Source organism: Paenibacillus sp. FSL E2-0178 (genome assembly GCF_038593005.1).
GTDB classification, from domain to species: Bacteria; Bacillota; Bacilli; order Paenibacillales; family Paenibacillaceae; genus Paenibacillus_AQ; species Paenibacillus_AQ phytohabitans.
Genome location: NZ_CP151953.1, coordinates 7,008,314 through 7,027,648, shown reverse-complemented (window position 1 = coordinate 7,027,648; position 19,335 = coordinate 7,008,314). Strand labels below are relative to the sequence as shown.

10 protein-coding genes and 2 pseudogenes are annotated in these 19,335 nt (G+C 55.7%); 4 read left to right on the top strand and 8 right to left on the bottom strand.

Annotated features, from left to right (window positions below):
- Positions 1 to 155: 155 nt before the first annotated feature.
- Entirely contained in the window at positions 156 to 869 is a 714-nt protein-coding gene (locus MHI42_RS30335) for a GT-D fold domain-containing glycosyltransferase (RefSeq protein WP_342421572.1), read from the top strand.
- A gap of 79 nt (positions 870 to 948) precedes the next feature.
- Here the strand turns inward: MHI42_RS30335 and MHI42_RS30330 are convergent, their stop codons facing one another.
- The 7 genes and pseudogenes from MHI42_RS30330 to MHI42_RS30300 form a co-directional block, all read right to left on the bottom strand.
- Entirely contained in the window at positions 949 to 1,668 is a 720-nt protein-coding gene (locus MHI42_RS30330; protein ID WP_342421571.1) for a glycosyltransferase, read from the bottom strand.
- Between the two features lie 229 nt (positions 1,669 to 1,897).
- Complete coding sequence (gene rfbA / locus MHI42_RS30325; RefSeq protein WP_342421570.1) at positions 1,898 to 2,779, bottom strand: glucose-1-phosphate thymidylyltransferase RfbA; 882 nt, start codon at positions 2,777 to 2,779, stop codon at positions 1,898 to 1,900.
- A gap of 1,655 nt (positions 2,780 to 4,434) precedes the next feature.
- A pseudogene (locus MHI42_RS30320) lies at positions 4,435 to 4,836 on the bottom strand (hypothetical protein); the annotation flags it as partial.
- Between the two features lie 429 nt (positions 4,837 to 5,265).
- Entirely contained in the window at positions 5,266 to 6,486 is a 1,221-nt protein-coding gene (locus tag MHI42_RS30315; RefSeq protein ID WP_342421569.1) for a hypothetical protein, read from the bottom strand.
- A 65-nt stretch (positions 6,487 to 6,551) separates the two neighbouring features.
- A complete protein-coding gene (locus MHI42_RS30310; RefSeq protein ID WP_342421568.1) occupies positions 6,552 to 7,766 on the bottom strand; it encodes a hypothetical protein in 1,215 nt (404 codons plus the stop codon).
- Between the two features lie 308 nt (positions 7,767 to 8,074).
- The gene (locus tag MHI42_RS30305; RefSeq protein WP_342421567.1) at positions 8,075 to 9,172 is read right to left on the bottom strand and encodes a hypothetical protein; all 1,098 of its coding nucleotides are present in this window, start codon (positions 9,170 to 9,172) and stop codon (positions 8,075 to 8,077) included.
- Between the two features lie 28 nt (positions 9,173 to 9,200).
- Positions 9,201 to 10,298, bottom strand: a complete 1,098-nt coding sequence (locus MHI42_RS30300; protein WP_342421566.1) for a collagen-like protein — start codon at positions 10,296 to 10,298, stop codon at positions 9,201 to 9,203.
- A 717-nt stretch (positions 10,299 to 11,015) separates the two neighbouring features.
- Between MHI42_RS30300 and MHI42_RS30295 the strand changes: the two genes are divergently transcribed.
- The 3 genes and pseudogenes from MHI42_RS30295 to MHI42_RS30285 all read left to right on the top strand — a co-directional run bounded on the left by MHI42_RS30295 (position 11,016) and on the right by MHI42_RS30285 (position 17,900).
- On the top strand, positions 11,016 to 12,122 hold the full coding sequence (locus MHI42_RS30295) for a DUF4573 domain-containing protein (protein ID WP_342424832.1): 1,107 nt from the start codon (positions 11,016 to 11,018) through the stop codon (positions 12,120 to 12,122).
- A 105-nt stretch (positions 12,123 to 12,227) separates the two neighbouring features.
- Positions 12,228 to 15,716, top strand: a pseudogene (locus MHI42_RS30290) (hypothetical protein); the annotation flags it as partial.
- 1,956 nt (positions 15,717 to 17,672) lie between these two features.
- Positions 17,673 to 17,900 carry a histidine kinase gene (locus MHI42_RS30285; RefSeq protein WP_342424831.1) on the top strand — a complete coding sequence of 76 codons (228 nt, stop codon included), beginning with the start codon at positions 17,673 to 17,675 and terminating at the stop codon, positions 17,898 to 17,900.
- Between the two features lie 253 nt (positions 17,901 to 18,153).
- Here MHI42_RS30285 and MHI42_RS30280 read toward each other — a convergent pair whose 3' ends face one another.
- Complete coding sequence (locus MHI42_RS30280) at positions 18,154 to 19,323, bottom strand: collagen-like repeat preface domain-containing protein (protein WP_342421565.1); 1,170 nt, start codon at positions 19,321 to 19,323, stop codon at positions 18,154 to 18,156.
- Positions 19,324 to 19,335: the final 12 nt, after the last annotated feature.

The following is a 19,335-nucleotide window of genomic DNA, read 5'->3' as shown; positions in this document are numbered from 1 at the left end:
TGTTTATGCCACTATATGCACGAAGTCCGTAAAAGCCTGTATGTCCGTCTATTCTTCAGCGATTATTTATGGATTTCTATCAAAATAGTCAGGGGTACAATTAACCAGACTTCCCCGAGCATATGATGTTCCAACAAAGATTGGGGAGGGTTATTGTGGACTACGGCGTTTATTTGGAGCAGTATGAGGTACTGGGGAGGCTGGAGCACGCACTTACTCACCGCCTTCCTTATTCACTTGTGCGGGTAGGCGACGGGGAGAATCTTGTGCTTGCCCAAGACGGGGTTTGGCCGATGCAGGAGGTGCTGAAGGAGCCTTGGGCGATGAAAGCAAACAAGGGTCTTAAAGGAACATTTCTGCCGAATCTTGCTTTGCGGGATCAGCTCGTTGCCTCTGTGAAAAAAGCAGACATCGTGGGCATCCTGCCTTACGACGACGTGAGCATAAAAGCCCCGGTGCATCTGAAGCGGATGTTGACCGATTCGGTCTTTCAGCATTACGGGATTGAGCCTTCCGCTATCTGTCATGCCTGCATCAACCGCGAGTGGGCTGTCAGTTCCCGGTTCTGGGATCTGCTCCGCGGCCGCCGGGTGCTGCTGGCAACAGCCAAGCCGAAGCCCATCCGCAATATTCTGGCCACCTGGCCTTATAGCATCAAAGTCACACAGACCCTCGTGGTGGAGCGGTACGAGCAAATAGAGGAAACCATGAAGCAGGTGGAGGCTTATGCGAACAGCTTTGATATAGCTTTGTTCTCCTGTGGTGTCAATGCGGTCGTGCTAGCACAGCAAACGGCAGAACGGACAGGTAAAGCCGCGCTTGATTTCGGCAAGGCCAGTAATATTCTGCTGCAGGGCAGAGCGAATTAAGCCACGAGGGTTAGCTCAACTCCGGACATCAAAATAGCAGCCCAGTGGGCTGCTATTTCCGGTGCTGTGAATGGCAATATCATATGAATTCCGCGAGCACATGCTCCATTTCCGTAGTGGAAAGACGGTCTACAAGCGGCACTGTGGGGGCTGTAACAGACAAAGCATGAATGACATCAACGTAATTCCGGTCCTTCAGGACCTCATGGGGCAGCTTCATTACATTACGGTGGCCATTGCCGGGAATCATGATGCGTACTCCGGAGAGATAGGCGCTGGCTGAATATAGAATGACATAAAACTGAGGCGATGAATAAAATAGCGGAGCCATTTGCCCATGAACGGTGTCCCAGAGGTATCCCTTCTGATTCACCAGTGCAACAGTGCCGGGCAAGGGAATGTAATCATGCAGCTGCTGTACAAAGCTCTTGTGATACAAATCATCGAAGTCGATTCTTGTGATGAATAAATTCCGGTCTTGACCCTTATAGGGATTCTGCCGGGCTTGCCGGACCTCCCGGACCCAGGAAGCAATGCTTCTGTTGCTCTCCAGGTTAGTTCCAAAGCGGATGTTAGCCGGCAAGGGCGGGTGCTGCGCCAATTCTTCCTCTACCATGTCACTCCAGTCACGAGCTAGCTTGACAACAGCCAGAAATTGCTGGTTGGTCTGCGCCTCCAGGCTTTTCAAGGTGAATCTCCGAAAGATCCCGATTCTCTCTTTGAACCATTGTCTGGTGAGCCGGTTCGGCTTCAAGCCCGAGGTGTTGAAGTCGATCTCGAAAACGATGATATTCCCCATTGATCTAGCCTCCTGCACTTAGTTTCTGCCACTATATGCACTAAGTCCGGAAAATCCTGTATGTCCGTCTATTTTTTAGAGATATTAATGGATTTAATGCTAAGGCAAGCCTAATTAAGACAGGCGGGGCGGCTCAACGCAGATTATTCCCGCTTCGGCACTGCTAGCGCTATATGACATTAAAAATAGCAGCCCTCAGGCTGCTATTTGTTGATGATCGCATGTACCTTTATTTCGCGGCAAAAGATTCTTCTGCTATGCTCGACAAGTACTGTCCGTACGCCAACTTGCTTAGCGGCCTGGCCAGCTCCTGAAGCTGCGCCTTGGTAATATACCCTCTGTTAAAGGCGATTTCTTCTATACAGGCTACGTATAACCCTTGCCGCTTCTGTAGGGTCTCCACCAGATTGGCCGCCTCCAGGAGCGAGTCGGGCGTTCCGGTATCCAGCCAGGCCATTCCTCTGCCGAATAATTCCACGTTTAGTTGGCCTCTTCTCAAGTACTCCGTATTGACATCGGTAATCTCGATTTCACCGCGCCGTGAGGGCTTAATGCGCCGGGCGATCTCCGCAACCTGGTTGTCATAGAAGTACAAACCCGGGACCGCATAATTGGACCTGGGGAATAGCGGCTTCTCCTCCAGCGAAACTGCCTTGCCGGTTCCGTCAAATTCGACAACACCGTAGACCGACGGATCTTGTACCCGGCAACCGAATATTGTGGCGCCTTCCTGCTGCTGGGCGGCCTTCTCCAGAATATTGCTGAAGCTTTGCCCGTAGAAGATGTTGTCGCCCAGAATCATGCACACCTGATCCGTGCCGATGAATTCTTCGCCGATAAGGAAAGCCTCTGCAAGTCCGCGCGGCTGTTCCTGAACCGCATATTGAAACGACAGCCCCAGCTGTTCGCCGCTGCCCAGCAAGTCCTGGAACAGCCGGATATCCCGTCCTGTGGAGATAATCAGGATGTCCCGGATGCCCGCCAGCATAAGGACGGACAATGGATAATAGATCATCGGCTTGTCATACACCGGCAGAATCTGCTTCGACACCGACTTCGTCAGCGGATACAGCCTCGTTCCCGATCCTCCTGCTAGAATAATTCCCTTCATGCTGTCACACTCCCTCTTTTAATGCCCTCTGCCCCTTGTCCACTTTACATGAAATGAAGATCAACTCCCTGGCCTTGAACCATAGGAGTTGATCTTCAGTATTTACTGATGCAGCATGGGACTCTCTATTATTTGCTTTGCGTCTTATATCTTCCGCTGGAGAGGGAATAGGACAGCGGCCGATCTGAAGAACCGCCCGGAAGGTCAAAAGGTTGGACTGAGTAGTCCTCCAAGCTTATGCTGTACATATGATCAGTTCCGATATTGACAATATAGCGGCTGTCCCCTGTAAAGTTGATTCCACCTTGTAAGGGAGGATCCGGCATTGGAACAAACCGGCCGCTAGAAAACAGATTAGCGGGATTGTATATTTTCACCCCTTGATCAGTCTGAATGCCAATGTATTGTTCATCCGGCGACAGGGTAATCGAACGTAAACTACCTCCAATCGATAGCTCCAACTGCCCTCCATCCGGTGTAAGCCTAATAAGTCTAGAATCTTGCTCTGGATTGGCAGGATCTGATCCGTTGGTTATAGTCATTATATTTCCGTCCTCAAACTGTAGAATCCCCCATGTGCTATAACTCAGGCTGGCCTTGACGCCATTGCTGCTGAAGTTTCCAATCTCCGCGTAGGCGTAGTAGACATTGGCCAGACCAGGAGTAATTCGCACCTCTGTACTATCCGGCGAAATAACCAGCGGGTTGGAGAAACCCGGATAAGGCGCAGGTTGGATGACATAGGCTCCATCGAAGATATTCGGGACATATATCCCCGTTGCTATCTCATAGGCATGAACCTGGCCTGTGTAGATATAGAAGAAGGCATACCGGCTGTCAGGAGAAGCGGCAGAGAAGAGAACATTCGACTCCAGGGTCAAAGTGTCTACAGTCCCCATGTTCGCCAGATCATAAATCTGAACCTTGGCACCTGCTTGATCCGAAATACACACATACCTCTGGTCCGGCATCAACAGCAGGTCTGTTGCGTTCATACCGGCCATCAAGTCGATTCCCCAATCGACTTGTTCTAGCTGCGTATTGAAACGGTACAGTCTATCTAATACTGCATAGTAAATATAATCGCCATTTATTGAAGAGGCATAAGGTGCGGTCAATGGATATTGGATATTGGAGTCCATTGGGACGTATTTAGTTACACCATATAAAGCATCAAAAACTTGAACCCCGCCTGCAGCGAGATAGTATGCTGTTCTGTCCCTGATAGAAGGCCGCTCTTTTTCCGCCGCTTCCGCAAATAAATAGCGGTTCTCCACCCTTAAGTCGAAACCATCCGGCACAGGTATATCTATCTTTACCTGTAAGGAATACACCCCGGGTCCGCCGGCGTTATAATCTGTAAGACTGAAGGGACAATCCACACTGGCCCGCTCACCACCCGGGAAGCTGTCAGAGCTTTGCTGAATAGAATAGAAGGAGAAGTCTTTAATTAGGGTATCGTTGAAGAGTACATTGACAACGACAGGAACTCGTGTGGCGGTTAAATACGGTTGAAACGTTATCAGGAGATTGCCCTGTAAGAAGACATTCTGTCCACCGTCAATGTCCAGCTGGGGCAAGGTCAGAACCGTCTGGAAGTCATTGGTCAGGTTCAGGGGAGCCGCTGAATATTCATATTGGGCAGGAGGCAACGGCGCTCCGGTTTCCCCTTGCGGACCGGTGAATCCCGCCGGACCCGTAGCGCCTTTTTCGCCGGTACCTGTTGGTCCCTGTATTCCTTGCGGTCCTTGGGCACCCCTTGCACCTGTTGTTCCCTTGCGGTTTCCTCCTGTAGCTCCTGTCACAGCGCCGCCGGTCGCTCCCCTTGGTCCTACTCCCGTCTGTCCGGTCGGGCCCGTCGGGCCTGCGGGTCCCAAGGCACCGCTGCCTGTAGTGCCGGTTGCATCGGGCCCTGGCGCGCCCGTGTCACCGGTGGGACCTGTTACTCCATACCCTGTCGGTCCTACCGGCCCATTAAGGCCGAAAGCGCCTACGCCCCCCCTATAGCCCGTTACCCCTGTCGGGCCGGTGGGGCCGGTGGGACCGGTAATGCCTGTATCCGCTCTGACAGCGGTCACAGAAGCCAGCCCGGCAACCGCTCTTCCTATAGACGGGTGTGCCCGAATATTGCTATAGCTGACCACCCGGGTCTTGATGCTGTAAGCATATGTCCCCGGATGGACCGGAGCGCTAACCGTTACCTGCATCGTTCTTGCTGCTTCCTCTGCACCTGTATGGGACAACGTAACCAATTGGGTCTGAACAACGCTGCCGGCAAGGGCGGTCTCCAGTTCAATTCCTAAGACCGATGGGTCTGAAGTAATGCTCTGGAATACAATAGGAATATAAAAGCTAATGCGCGCTTGAGATTGCACTGCAGTGATTTCGATTGTCTCTGCCAAGTGGACTGCCGATCCCGGCATTCCCAGGGGAAGAGACGTAAGGTTTGACATAACTTCACCACTCCTTTTTAAAGTTCACCGGTTTTATATATTATCGGGAAGTACGGTTGCGCTTAAGGTGCCATAAGCAGAAATTGCCCACTGATCTGCCGCATTGCCCGTTGCCAGCAGATTAAGCTTCATTGTTGTCGGCGGCCCGTCGTACATGTAAATAAACGGAAAAACCTGCGATAGTTGAATATTTTCCTGCGCATTCGTCTGAGTATAATTACTATACTGATAGAAGATAGTCCCCTCACTATTAGTGAGTACAAATTCTATTTTCAGCCCAGTATTACCTAGTGGAAATGAGTTGTGTCCCCACCGCAGCTCCAGGCTACCCGCAATTTGGCAGCGCCCCTCCACTGTGGCAGCCGCCGGAAGTTCTACAACTGTATAGGGAATGCCCAGTTGAATGGCGGGGGTATGAACTGAATTAATGTTGTAATTCATCGAAGGAATAAAGGAGCCGTACGCTGGCGCTCCTGTAGGCCCCCGCGCCCCGGCGGGTCCCCTGTCTCCCGTCTCTGTTCCTGATCCGGCCGGACCGGCGTCACCTGTAAGACCAGTCAGCCCGATGGGCCCTGTATCACCTGTAGCCCCTATACCGGTAGCTCCGGTGGCTCCCCTCCCCGTGATCCCCGTGGCTCCGGTAAAGCTTGCGCCTGTCACTCCTGTCGCTCCTGCCGGTCCGGTGGACCCTCCAACAAATGCCGTCGCCCCGGATGGTCCAGTTGGTCCTGCAGCTCCGGTCGCTCCAGGAAGCCCAGGGCCTGGGTCTCCTGGATTCCCCGTAGGTCCTTGTGTACCTGTCGGACCGGTTGGACCGGTTGGACCCGTTGGACCCTGAGGGCCGAGAGGACCAGCAAATATAACCGGTCCTGGTCCGGTTTGCAGCAGCGGCGACCCGACCCGGATGTCGGAATCGATATTCTGATCATGAAGCCCTTTCAGTCTCAGTTCATAACGATGAATCCCTGCAGGCAAATGGTCACTGAACCTGATAATAGCTTCTGTCTGGATCAGACCGGCTGCCAGGGTCTGCGATTCGACCGATACATTACTCGCTGCAATGCGCGTATTAGCTCTCCATAGCTCATATTCCATGTGCAGATGGTAATATCCCGGGCTGAGGATGTCCAGCAGCAGAGGAACAGCCAACCGCAAATCCGCACTAGCAACCTGCTGTTCCACATCCGTCCGTATGCCCGAAAGAATCAGCACATTGCCGCTTCCGAGAGGAAGCGACGAATAGATCTCCGTCACGTACGCTCAACTCCTTATTTCTAAGATACTTTTTTTATTGATTTCAATAATGCAATTGAATAAGGTCAGTTTACGGTTAGAAATACTCTCGCTGTCGCATCGAACGAATTATAGGCGTATGTTGTATTCTGGGAGGTTTGAAAGGCAGTCACTGTAAGCGAATAAATATTCTGACCAATCGGCGGATTATCATCAATATCAAAGAATGCCAGAGCTTGGCTAGAGGGAACTGAATTATCTATACTACTGTAGCTGTAACGTAATTGCCAGAAATGGGTGAGTCCCACAGGTTGGCCATTCCGGTGGAGTTGATAGACCAAAACATTTTGGTATTCTTGATTCGGGGGATTACCATAGCTAATTTGGAGCGTTCCCTCAATAACTACACATTGATTGGCCGCATTGATCTGCACCGGCGGAAGCTGGCCTACAGGGTTTCCTCCGCTGGGGCTGCTCACCAGCAGAGTATTGCTCACAACCACCGGCAACGCCCGGCTAAGTCCGGCGGCACCCGTAGGTCCAGTCAGGCCAGTCGGTCCGGTGATACCTGATCCCGGGCCGGTCGGGCCGGTTATCCCCATGGCACCGGTATCCCCTGTCGGGCCAGCCGGGCCTATCCCGGTCCGGCCGGTCGCTCCGATCCCCGTGGCTCCGGTAGGACCGGGAATGCCCAGGCCAGGATTTCCTGTATTTCCTGTCGCACCAGTTCCGCCCCCCGATCCTACGATGACGCCTGTAGCTCCGGTTGCCCCTCTCAGCCCCGTCGTTCCAGTGATGCCAATGCCCGTCTCTCCGGTCGGGCCAGGAGTACCAGTTAAGCCTTTCGTGCCCCGGTTACCTGAATGTCCCGTTTCCCCCGTTGGTCCGGTAGGACCGACTTCCTCCGCCACTACCGAGGACCCTTGGATGGAGACGGCAGGGGCGCCAAAGAGTGGATTGACCTGGATATTCTGAAACGACAGAACCCTCAGCTCCAGCTGGAAATGCTGTGCTCCCTGGCCAAAGCTGCCTGTAATACTTGCATTCACATCGGCGGATAGGGAATCTCCGGCATTGCCGTTGCCTATATAAGGATCTGTAAGGGTGTGAAGGACTTGCCCGTCCTTCACAATGGATAACCCGATGATTAAGTGATAACTGCCGGACACTGCCGGCTTGAAGGACAGAGGTACGCTGAAATCAATTTGGGATAAGGGATAGCTAACCTCCAGCAATACAGGACTTTCCAGCCTGATTGCCGCTCCCGGACTTCCCAGTTCAACCGGAATCATTGATGACATGTGGACACAACCCTTCTTTCTCTTTCAATTTACTTGCCTCCCGCTAACTGACAGAACTGCCCAACTACACCTCCAATACCATTCTATGCAGCTGCCGGTTTGTCCAAGTCCACAAGATTAAATCTATCCTAGACATCCGCTTGGTCCGGCAGCATGAGATATTCTATGCCTCTGAATCTATTTGGCATGGGACAATACCCGAGAGAGCTGTAAAGAGGCGAATCGCTTGACGGTTTCCCTGACACTAACACAGCAAGGCGCCGAGTTAGGATTCTCGGCGCCTTGCCTGCTGTTCTTACACACGTGAATTAATTAATTCTGATCAGTTGGATGTTGGCGGAGAGATTCGCGCTTTCTCCGATAGGTTCCCCGGCAGTGTCATTGTATAAGGCTACACCTTGCGCCACTGTTGTCACTATAATACCGCCGCCCGACACAGCTGCAATACCGTCAGCGTCTATATAGGAGGTTGCTCCCCCTCCTGCGACAGCTGCTCCTTGCGCTCCTAAATCATCCGTGTTATATAATTGGAAGATCATAGGACCTGTAGGAGAGGGATTCTGGCCGCTCACATAATATTGCACGTAAATTGTTGCATCTGCCGGTAAATCAAAGAATGTGCCGGCATTCAAAATACTTCCGCTTTGCGGTCCTTCAACATCCCAGTTGATAGGATCTCCTGCACCTACTATCAAATCGGTTGTTGTTGCAGAGGCGAAATCTGCGAAGAAAGCAAGGCCGGTCATACCCGTCATACCGGTCTCTCCGGTCAGCCCTGTAAGACCAGTAGCTCCAGTCTCTCCGGTCAGCCCTGTCAGGCCGGTAGCTCCGGTTTCACCGGTCAGCCCCGTAACACCTGTAGCGCCCGTCTCTCCGGTCAATCCCGTCTCTCCGGTCAGTCCCGTGGCTCCTGTAGCTCCGGTCTCTCCGGTCAGCCCCGTAACACCGGTCAATCCCGTCTCTCCGGTCAGTCCCGTGGCTCCGGTCTCGCCAGTGGCTCCCGTTGCACCCGCTGGACCTTGCGCCCCCGCAATACCTTGAGCGCCTTGAGGACCTGGAGGCCCTCCCGGATCACCCGTTGCTCCTGTTGCTCCTGTTGGACCTACCATTATGGAAGCGTTAAGTACCGTCTCCAGCTTGTTGGTGAGAATGAATTCCTTTTTGACAATGTCGCGCATCATATTCCTTACACTTTCATTCATGGCCAGCACATCACCAATAGTTGCTTCAGGAGCTGTAACCCCGGGTAAAGTGCCCAGAATATACTGCAGCTTCTCTCCTTCGGCATTGATAATATGACTGAGCCCCAATTCTTCCATTGCAATGGAAGATAGCAGCAGGTTAACGGCATCATCCCTGGTAATATTTATCGTAGGGGTGATATTAGGCAAGTTCGCCTGAGACATGGAATCAACTCCTCTGTATTAAGATGGGTTAGAGCAATTTGATAATCGAAATCGAGGCTTCTATACCGGTTAAATCCCCAGCGCCGGTATTGTTCAAAGTCAGTGTATTGGGATTCTCATTAATATCTGACGGAAAGACGCTACCGCCCGCCACCATGTTCACCGCTGCCGGAATAGCAGATGAAGCTTGGCTTCCGGGAATGACAGCTCCGTTAAGCGACAGCGACAGCACCATTCCCTCTCCGGCTGCAGAAGTTGCGGTTGCCGAATATTGGACATAGTATAGAGCAGGCTCATTCACACCCCCCACATCATTATTCAGCAAATTAAAGGATCCTCCACCTCCAAGGCTGATACTTGAACCCAGTAGTATACCTGGACTGGTAAAAACCACTGGGGCACCGGCAGCAGCATCTCCTCCAGCGACATAATACAGCAAGCGGTCTGCCGGAGGTACCCCCCCTGCACCAGTAAGGCCGGTAGCACCGGTTACTCCTGTCGCTCCGGTAAGACCCGTCGCTCCCGTCTCGCCTGTAAGTCCCGTTACTCCGGTTAGACCGGTTACTCCGGTTAGACCTGTAAGACCTGTGGCTCCGGTCTCCCCCGTAAGGCCGGTTATACCGGTCGTTCCGGTTGCCGCTGTTTCACCTGTAAGACCTATGGCTCCGGTCTCCCCTGTAAGACCCGTAAAACCAACGGCGCCGGTAAATCCGGTATTCCCCGTTGCTCCATCATCCCCGGTCTCTCCTATTTCACCTATCAGACCTTGTGGACCCGGTGGCCCTTCGTCTGGACCTGTTGGACCGACTGCTCCCGTAGCACCGAAATCAACAGGCGCTGCAAGCAAACTCTCCAATTGACTGGTCTGCAGCCAGGCGCTTTTAACGGTTTCTCCCAATAAATTCCGGATGCTCGATGTAATGTCCTGAAGATTGGAGATGTTAACAACCGGTGCGGTTACTCCCGGAAGAGTTCCCAGCGCGTACTGCAGTTTCTCCCCTTCTGCATTAATAACGTGGCTAAGCCCTAATTCTTCCATAGCGATAGCCGACAACATCATATTGATGGCGTCGCTTCTGGTAAGCGTAATCGTTGGTGTAATGTTCGGCAGATTGGCTTGAGACAAATCAATCCTCTCCTTTCTTGTTTAGAATAGTCCATCATATGCCGGTCACAACAAATGGTTCGTTAATTCGTCCAGGCTATGTATGAAAATCAAATGCTCCTCTGAGCTGCCCCATTCAGCTATAAAATAAGGCCAGCCCGGATCCGGGCTGGCCTTAACAGAAAGGAATTACAGATCATGATTAATTCTTGCCAGTCTTAGCTCAGCATGACTATAGTGACTTTTGCCGCGAAAACCCCAAAAGGCATTCCTTGGATCGTGTTGCTCAAAGTAGTGCCATCATACATAAGAGCCAACTGAATTGTTGTGCGTTCATTAGTTAATAAGATATGGGTACCAGATAAAGCAGTAACCACACTGTCTTTTGGAGCCGCAATTTGAGATTCATATACTACCGAACCGTCTATGATGAGCTCCAGACCGGCTGGTTTTTCAAGAGTGGACTGAACAGTGGCTTGATACATAATCAGGTAGTTCCCGCTTTCGACCACAAATTCATTAGTATCTTCGCTATCCGGCCCACTGTTCGGCCCTATAGCATCCCCATTGCTTGAACCAAGAAGGATGTGGAAATGAGGAATTGGAAAGTCATCACTGGTTGCCGTTATTTGGGAGTTATTAAAAACAAATTGGGCGTAATTCTGGGACAAGTAGCCTGTCGGACCTACAATACCCACACCAGTTGCCCCAGTAGCTCCTGTAATACCAGTTGCTCCGGTGGCTCCGGTCTCTCCAGTGAAGCCCGTTGCTCCCGTCTCACCTGTCGGACCCGTTGCTCCCGTCTCACCTGTCAGACCTGTTGCTCCCGTCTCACCTGTGAAGCCTGTTGCTCCGGTCTCACCTGTCAGACCCGTTGCTCCCGTCTCACCTGTGAAGCCTGTTGCTCCGGTTTCTCCTGTCAGACCTGTTGCTCCCGTCTCACCTGTGAAGCCTGTTGCTCCGGTTTCTCCTGTGAAGCCTGTTGCTCCGGTCTCACCTGTCAGACCCGTTGCTCCGGTCTCACCTGTCAGACCCGTTGCTCCCGTCTCACCTGTCAGACCTGTTGCTCCCGTCTCACCTGTCAGACCCGTTGCTCCCGTCTCACCTGTCAGACCCGTTGCTCCCGTCTCACCTGTGAAGCCTGTTGCTCCCGTCTCACCTGTGAAGCCTGTTACTCCGGTTTCTCCTGTGAAGCCCGTTGCTCCTGTCTCACCTGTGAAGCCCGTTGCTCCGGTTTCTCCCGTGAATCCTGTCGCTCCCGTATTTCCCGTGAAGCCCGTTGCTCCGGTATTTCCCGTGAAGCCCGTTGCTCCGGTATTTCCCGTGTTCCCTGTTAACCCGGTGGCTCCTGCTCCCGTGAATCCTGTCGCTCCCGTATTTCCCGTGAAGCCCGTTGCTCCGGTATTTCCCGTGTTCCCTGTTAACCCGGTGGCTCCTGCTCCCGTGAATCCTGTCGCTCCCGTATTCCCTGTGAAGCCCGTTGCTCCGGTATTTCCCGTATTCCCTGTTAACCCGGTGGCTCCTGCTCCCGTGAATCCTGTCGCTCCGGTATTCCCTGTGAAGCCTGTTGCTCCGGTATTTCCCGTGTTCCCTGTTAACCCGGTGGCTCCTGCTCCTGTGAATCCTGTCGCTCCGGTATTCCCTGTGAAGCCCGTTGCTCCGGTATTTCCCGTGTTCCCTGTTAACCCGGTGGCTCCTGCTCCCGTATTTCCCGTAAGGCCCGTTGGTCCAGGATCACCCTGCGGACCTGGAGCTCCGACTCCACCAGCTGGTCCCCGAGTCCCCGGAGCCCCCGCTGTTCCTGTTGCTCCGGTTGGCCCTGTTGCTCCAGTTGGCCCTGTTTGACCTGTCGCACCGGTTTCCGTAATATTTTGTCCCGTGATTCCCGTCGGACCAGTTACACCTTTTTCTCCTGTGAGTCCTGTTGCTCCCGTTGCTCCAGTGTAACCTGTGAGACCTGTTGCTCCTGTGTCTCCCGTCAACCCCGTTGCTCCAGTATCACCCGTGAGTCCCGTTGCTCCAGTTTCTCCCGTCAACCCTGTTGCTCCGGTGTCTCCAGTCAGGCCGGTTGCCCCAGTTTCTCCCGTAAGTCCTGTTGCTCCAGTTTCTCCCGTCAACCCTGTCGCTCCGGTTTCTCCTGTGAGTCCAATCGCTCCGGTTTCACCTGTCAAGCCGGTTGCCCCAGTTTCACCTGTGAGTCCTGTTGCTCCGGTTTCACCCGTCAACCCTGTTGCCCCAGTTTCTCCCGTGAGTCCCGTTGCTCCGGGTTCGCCCGTGAGCCCTGTCGCTCCAGTGTCTCCCGTGACCCCCGTTGCTCCGGGTTCGCCCGTGAGCCCTGTCGCTCCAGTGTCTCCCGTGAGTCCCGTTGCTCCAGGTTCGCCCGTCAACCCTGTTGCCCCAGTGTCTCCCGTGAGTCCCGTTGCTCCGGGTTCGCCCGTGAGCCCTGTCGCTCCGGTATCTCCCGTCAGCCCCGTGGCGCCAGTGTCTCCCGTTAACCCCGTTGCTCCAGTGTCTCCCGTCAGCCCCGTCGCTCCCGTTTCACCCGTCAACCCTGTTGCCCCAGTTTCTCCCGTAAGTCCCGTTTCTCCCGTTTCACCCGTGAGTCCCGTTGCCCCAGTATCTCCCGTCAAACCTGTTGCTCCGGGTTCGCCCGTGAGTCCTGTCGCCCCGGTATCTCCCGTAAGTCCCGTCGCTCCGGTTTCACCGGTCAGGCCGGTTGCCCCAGTTTCACCCGTGAGTCCTGTTGCTCCGGTTTCTCCCGTCAACCCTGTGGCTCCGGTGTCACCTGTCAGGCCGGTTGCCCCAGTTTCACCTGTGAGTCCCATTGCTCCCGTTTCACCCGTGATTCCCGTTGCTCCCGTTTCACCCGTCAATCCTGTCGCCCCAGTATCTCCCGTCAACCCTGTCGCTCCGGTTTCTCCTGTCAGGCCTGTCGCCCCGGTATCTCCCGTCAGCCCCGTTGCTCCGGTTTCGCCCGTCAGACCCGTTGCTCCGGTTTCACCCGTAAGTCCCGTTGCTCCCGTTTCTCCCGTGAGTCCCGTTTCCCCGGTTTCTCCCGTGAGTCCTGTCGCTCCGGTATCTCCCGTCAGCCCTGTCGCTCCAGTGTCACCCGTTAACCCCGTTGCTCCAGTGTCTCCCGTCAAACCTGTTGCTCCGGTTTCACCAGTCAGCCCTGTTGCTCCGGTTTCTCCCGTGAGTCCCGTGGCCCCAGTATCTCCCGTGAGTCCTGTCGCCCCGGTATCTCCCGTGAGTCCTGTCGCTCCGGTTTCTCCCGTCAGCCCTGTCGCTCCGGTTTCTCCCGTCAGCCCTGTGGCCCCAGTTTCACCTGTCAGGCCTGTCGCCCCGGTATTTCCCGTCAACCCCGTTGCTCCGGTTTCTCCCGTGAGTCCCGTCGCTCCCGTTTCGCCCGTCAGCCCTGTTGCTCCGGTTTCACCTGTGAGCCCTGTCGCTCCGGTTTCTCCCGTGAGTCCCGTGGCTCCAGTGTCTCCCGTTAATCCCGTTGCCCCAGTTTCTCCCGTTAGCCCAGTTGCTCCCGTTTCTCCCGTCAGACCCGTTGCTCCGGTTTCTCCCGTAAGTCCCGTGGCTCCCGTTTCACCCGTGAGTCCCGTGGCCCCGGTATCTCCCGTCAACCCCGTTGCTCCAGTATCACCCGTGAGTCCCGTTGCCCCGGTTTCACCCGTGAGTCCTGTTGCTCCCGTTTCACCCGTCAGCCCAGTTGCTCCGGTGTCTCCCGTCAACCCTGTCGCTCCGGTTTCGCCCGTGAGTCCCGTCGCTCCCGTTTCGCCCGTGAGTCCCATCGCTCCCGTTTCACCCGTGAGTCCTGTCGCTCCGGTCTCACCCGTCAGCCCCGTGGCTCCGGTTTCTCCCGTCAGCCCCGTTGCTCCAGTGTCACCCGTTAACCCCGTTGCTCCAGTGTCTCCCGTCAAACCTGTTGCTCCGGTTTCACCAGTCAGCCCTGTTGCTCCGGTTTCTCCCGTGAGTCCCGTGGCCCCAGTATCTCCCGTGAGTCCTGTCGCCCCGGTATCTCCCGTGAGTCCTGTCGCTCCGGTTTCTCCCGTCAGCCCTGTCGCTCCGGTTTCTCCCGTAAGTCCTGTCGCTCCGGTTTCACCTGTGAGCCCTGTCGCTCCGGTTTCTCCCGTGAGTCCTGTCGCTCCGGTCTCACCCGTCAGCCCCGTGGCCCCGGTATCTCCCGTCAACCCCGTTGCCCCCGTTTCACCCGTCAGCCCCGTAGCCCCGGTTTCTCCCGTGAGTCCTGTCGCTCCGGTGTCTCCCGTCAGTCCCGTTGCTCCCGTTTCACCCGTCAACCCTGTTGCTCCAGTTTCACCCGTCAGCCCGGTTGCCCCGGTTTCTCCCGTGAGTCCCGTAGCCCCAGTGTCTCCCGTCAGTCCCGTTGCTCCCGTTACACCTGTCAGGCCGGTTGCCCCGGTTTCTCCCGTGAGTCCCGTAGCCCCAGTGTCTCCCGTCAGCCCCGTTGCTCCGGTTTCTCCTGTCAGACCCGTTGCTCCGGTATCTCCCGTCAGCCCTGTCGCTCCGGTTTCTCCCGTAAGTCCTGTCGCTCCGGTTTCACCTGTGAGCCCTGTCGCTCCGGTTTCTCCCGTGAGCCCTGTTGCGCCGGTTTCACCCGTCAGCCCCGTTGCTCCAGTGTCACCCGTTAACCCCGTTCCTCCGGTGTCTCCCGTCAATCCCGTTGCCCCAGTTTCTCCCGTTAGCCCCGTAGCACCAGTTTCACCTGTCAGGCCGGTTGCCCCAGTTTCACCAGTCAGCCCCGTCGCTCCCGTTTCTCCCGTGAGTCCTGTCGCTCCGGTCTCACCCGTCAGCCCCGTTGCCCCGGTTTCGCCCGTCAGCCCAGTCGCCCCGGTTTCTCCTGTTAGCCCCGTTTCTCCGGTTTCTCCCGTAAGTCCCGTGGCTCCCGTTTCACCCGTGAGTCCCGTCGCTCCGGTTTCACCCGTGAGTCCTGTCGCTCCCGTTTCACCCGTGAGTCCCGTCGCTCCGGTTTCACCCGTTAGCCCCGTTTCTCCCGTCAGCCCCGTTGCTCCAGTGTCACCCGTTAACCCCGTTGCTCCGGTGTCTCCCGTCAGCCCTGTTGCTCCGGTGTCTCCTGTCAGGCCGGTTGCCCCGGTTTCGCCCGTCAACCCCGTTGCCCCAGTTTCTCCCGTTAGCCCCGTGGCACCAGTTTCACCTGTCAGGCCGGTTGCCCCAGTGTCTCCCGTAAGCCCCGTTGCTCCGGTGTCTCCCGTCAACCCCGTTGCCCCAGTGTCTCCCGTTAACCCTGTTGCTCCCGTTTCACCTGTCAGGCCGGTTGCCCCAGTTTCGCCCGTCAGACCCGTTTCTCCGGTTTCACCCGTGAGTCCCATTTCCCCGGTTTCACCTGTGAGTCCTGTCGCTCCCGTTTCACCCGTCAGCCCCGTTGCTCCGGTGTCTCCCGTCAGCCCCGTGACCCCCGTTTCACCCGTGAGTCCCGTCGCTCCGGTTTCACCCGTCAACCCCGTTTCTCCGGTCTCACCCGTCAGCCCCGTAGCCCCGGTTTCGCCCGTCAACCCTGTTGCTCCGGTTTCACCCGTCAGCCCCGTTGCTCCGGTGTCTCCCGTGAGTCCCGTTTCCCCGGTCTCACCCGTTAACCCCGTTGATCCGGTTTCACCTGTCAAGCCGGTTGCCCCAGTTTCACCTGTCAGCCCTGTCGCTCCAGTGTCTCCCGTCAACCCTGTTGCTCCAGTTTCACCTGTCAGGCCTGTCGCCCCGGTTTCTCCCGTGAGTCCCGTGGCCCCCGTTTCACCTGTCAGGCCGGTTGCCCCGGTTTCACCTGTGAGGCCCGTCGCTCCGGTTTCACCTGTGAGCCCCGTGGCTCCAGTATCACCCGTGAGTCCCGTTTCCCCTGTTTCTCCCGTGAGTCCTGTCGCTCCGGTATCTCCCGTCAGTCCTGTCGCTCCAGTATCACCCGTGAGTCCCGTTTCTCCGGTCTCACCCGTTAGCCCTGTCGCTCCAGTGTCTCCCGTCAACCCTGTTGATCCCGTTAGACCCGTAGCCCCAGTATCTCCCGTCAACCCTGTTGCTCCAGTTTCTCCCGTCAGACCCGTAGCTCCGGTTTCGCCCGTCAACCCTGTTGCTCCGGTTTCACCCGTCAGCCCCGTTGCTCCGGTGTCTCCCGTGAGTCCCGTTTCCCCAGTTTCACCCGTTAGCCCCGTGGCACCAGTTTCTCCCGTCAACCCCGTTGCTCCGGTCTCACCCGTCAACCCCGTTTCTCCGGTCTCACCCGTTAGCCCGGTTGCCCCGGTTTCACCTGTGAGCCCCGTGGCTCCAGTATCACCCGTGAGTCCCGTTTCCCCGGTCTCACCCGTTAGCCCTGTTGCTCCGGTTTCTCCTGTGAGCCCCGTTTCTCCGGTTTCTCCCGTCAGCCCCGTAGCTCCCGTTTCACCTGTCAGGCCCGTCGCTCCGGTGTCTCCCGTCAGCCCTGTTGCTCCGGTGTCTCCTGTCAGGCCGGTTGCCCCGGTTTCACCCGTCAGCCCCGTGGCTCCCGTTTCACCCGTCAGCCCCGTGGCCCCGGTATCTCCCGTCAGCCCCGTGGCTCCCGTTTCACCCGTCAATCCTGTTGCTCCCGTTTCACCCGTGAGTCCCGTTTCCCCGGTCTCACCCGTCAACCCCGTTTCTCCGGTCTCACCCGTTAGCCCTGTTGCTCCGGTTTCTCCCGTCAGCCCCGTTGCTCCGGTTTCACCTGTCAGGCCGGTTGCCCCGGTTTCACCTGTGAGGCCCGTCGCTCCGGTTTCACCTGTGAGCCCCGTGGCTCCAGTATCACCCGTGAGTCCCGTTTCCCCGGTCTCACCCGTTAGCCCTGTTGCTCCGGTTTCTCCTGTGAGCCCCGTTGCTCCGGTGTCTCCCGTCAGCCCCGTTGCTCCGGTGTCTCCTGTGAGTCCCGTTTCTCCAGTTTCACCTGTCAGACCCGTCGCTCCAGTTTCACCTGTCAGCCCCGTTGCTCCGGTGTCTCCTGTCAGGCCGGTTGCCCCAGTTTCGCCCGTCAGACCCGTTTCTCCGGTTTCACCCGTGAGTCCCGTTTCTCCGGTTTCACCTGTCAGGCCTGTCGCTCCAGTTTCACCCGTCAGCCCCGTCGCTCCGGTATCTCCCGTGAGTCCCGTTTCTCCAGTTTCTCCCGTCAGCCCTGTTGCCCCAGTTTCACCCGTCAGACCCGTTGCTCCGGTGTCTCCCGTGAGTCCCGTTTCTCCAGTTTCTCCGGTTAGCCCCGTCGCTCCGGTGTCTCCCGTGAGTCCCGTTTCTCCAGTTTCTCCCGTCAGCCCTGTTGCCCCAGTTTCACCCGTCAGCCCCGTTGCTCCGGTGTCTCCCGTGAGTCCCGTTTCTCCGGTTAGCCCCGTTGCTCCCGTTTCACCTGTAAGTCCTGTTGCTCCTGTGTCTCCCGTAAGCCCCGTCGCTCCCGGATCTCCTGTAAGTCCCGTTGCTCCCGTTTCACCTGTCAGACCTGTCGCTCCGGTGTCACCCGTAAGTCCCGTAACTCCTGTGAAACCCGTAACCCCGGTTCTTCCGGTTGGGCCTGTTAATCCAGTAAACCCTGTAACTCCAGTGGCACCTGTTCTCCCTGGCGGTCCGAGGTCTCCCCTGCTACCTACGCCTCCTTGATTCCCTTGACGCCCCGTTGTTCCGGTCGGTCCTGCGGGACCGGTTGTTCCTGTAGGTCCTGTGGGGCCGGTTGCTCCTAAAGTCATACGTTATCAACTCCCCGCTGTTCTAAACTTTAAGGGCTGGTACATCCTTTTTTCATTGAAACCTGTCCTTTGTTCCTTAGATAATTAAGAAACGGGTACAACTTCCTCATTAAGAAGGAAGGTATCCGTTTCAGAATTAATCGAAGAGAGATTATTTCGCCCTAAAATTAACTTAAAGCAAAAACATTTACAAAGGAGTTGAAGAAACCGACTCTAACATTTTGGATACTTGAGGATGTAGATGTACCAGCTTGCACTACCACCACCTGTACCTTCATCGGTGCAAGTGTAGCATTTAAGATTCTTGCGGTTGACACTGGAACAACAGGTTTAGCGGCAGTACTGATTGCCCCCGAATAAAAAACTGACCCTTCATCCCTTTCGAACCCACCGCTAAAACCATCATCTATCATCAATGCGATACCTGGTGCAGTTCCATCTGGAAACTTCACCGCAGCTTGACATGAGAAGTAATAGAAATGACCTGCTGGCAATATAAAAGTATTCCCGCCAACTACTTCTACCCCGGAAATAGAGTCACCACTTACCACAAATCCCTCAATCGGCGTGTTCTCGGATGTGGTTGCTGGCGTATTCGCACTGCTTATAAAAGATCCAAAAATAACTGAGAGTGAACCCGTTGCTCCTGTATTCCCCGTATTTCCTGTCAACCCGGTTGCTCCTGTATACCCTGTATAGCCCGTTGCTCCCGTATTTCCTGTATTCCCAGTTAGTCCAGTTGTTCCTGCTCCCGTAAACCCTGTCGCTCCGGTATTCCCCGTGAAGCCCGTTGCTCCGGTATTACCTGTCAACCCGGTTGTCCCTGCACCGGTAATTCCTGTCGCTCCTGTATTCCCCGTATTTCCTGTCAACCCGGTTGCTCCTGTATACCCTGTATAGCCCGTTGCTCCCGTATTTCCTGTATTCCCAGTTAGTCCAGTTGTTCCTGCTCCCGTAAACCCTGTCGCTCCGGTATTCCCCGTGAAGCCCGTTGCTCCGGTATTACCTGTCAACCCGGTTGTCCCTGCACCTGTTATCCCTGTTGCTCCAGTGTTCCCTGTATTTCCTGTTAATCCGGTTGTTCCTGCACCTGTTATTCCTGTTGCTCCCGTATTACCTGTATTTCCTGTCAACCCGGTTGCTCCGGCACCCGTAGACCCTGTTGCTCCCGTATTCCCTGTATTTCCTGTTAATCCGGTTACTCCTGCACCCGTATTTCCTGTTGCTCCAGGATCTCCGACACCACCGGGGGCTCCGGCTCCACCAGCTGGTCCCCGAGTTCCCGGTGCTCCCTGTGTTCCTGTTGGTCCTGTTGGTCCTGTTGGCCCTACTGACATATAATTCCTCTC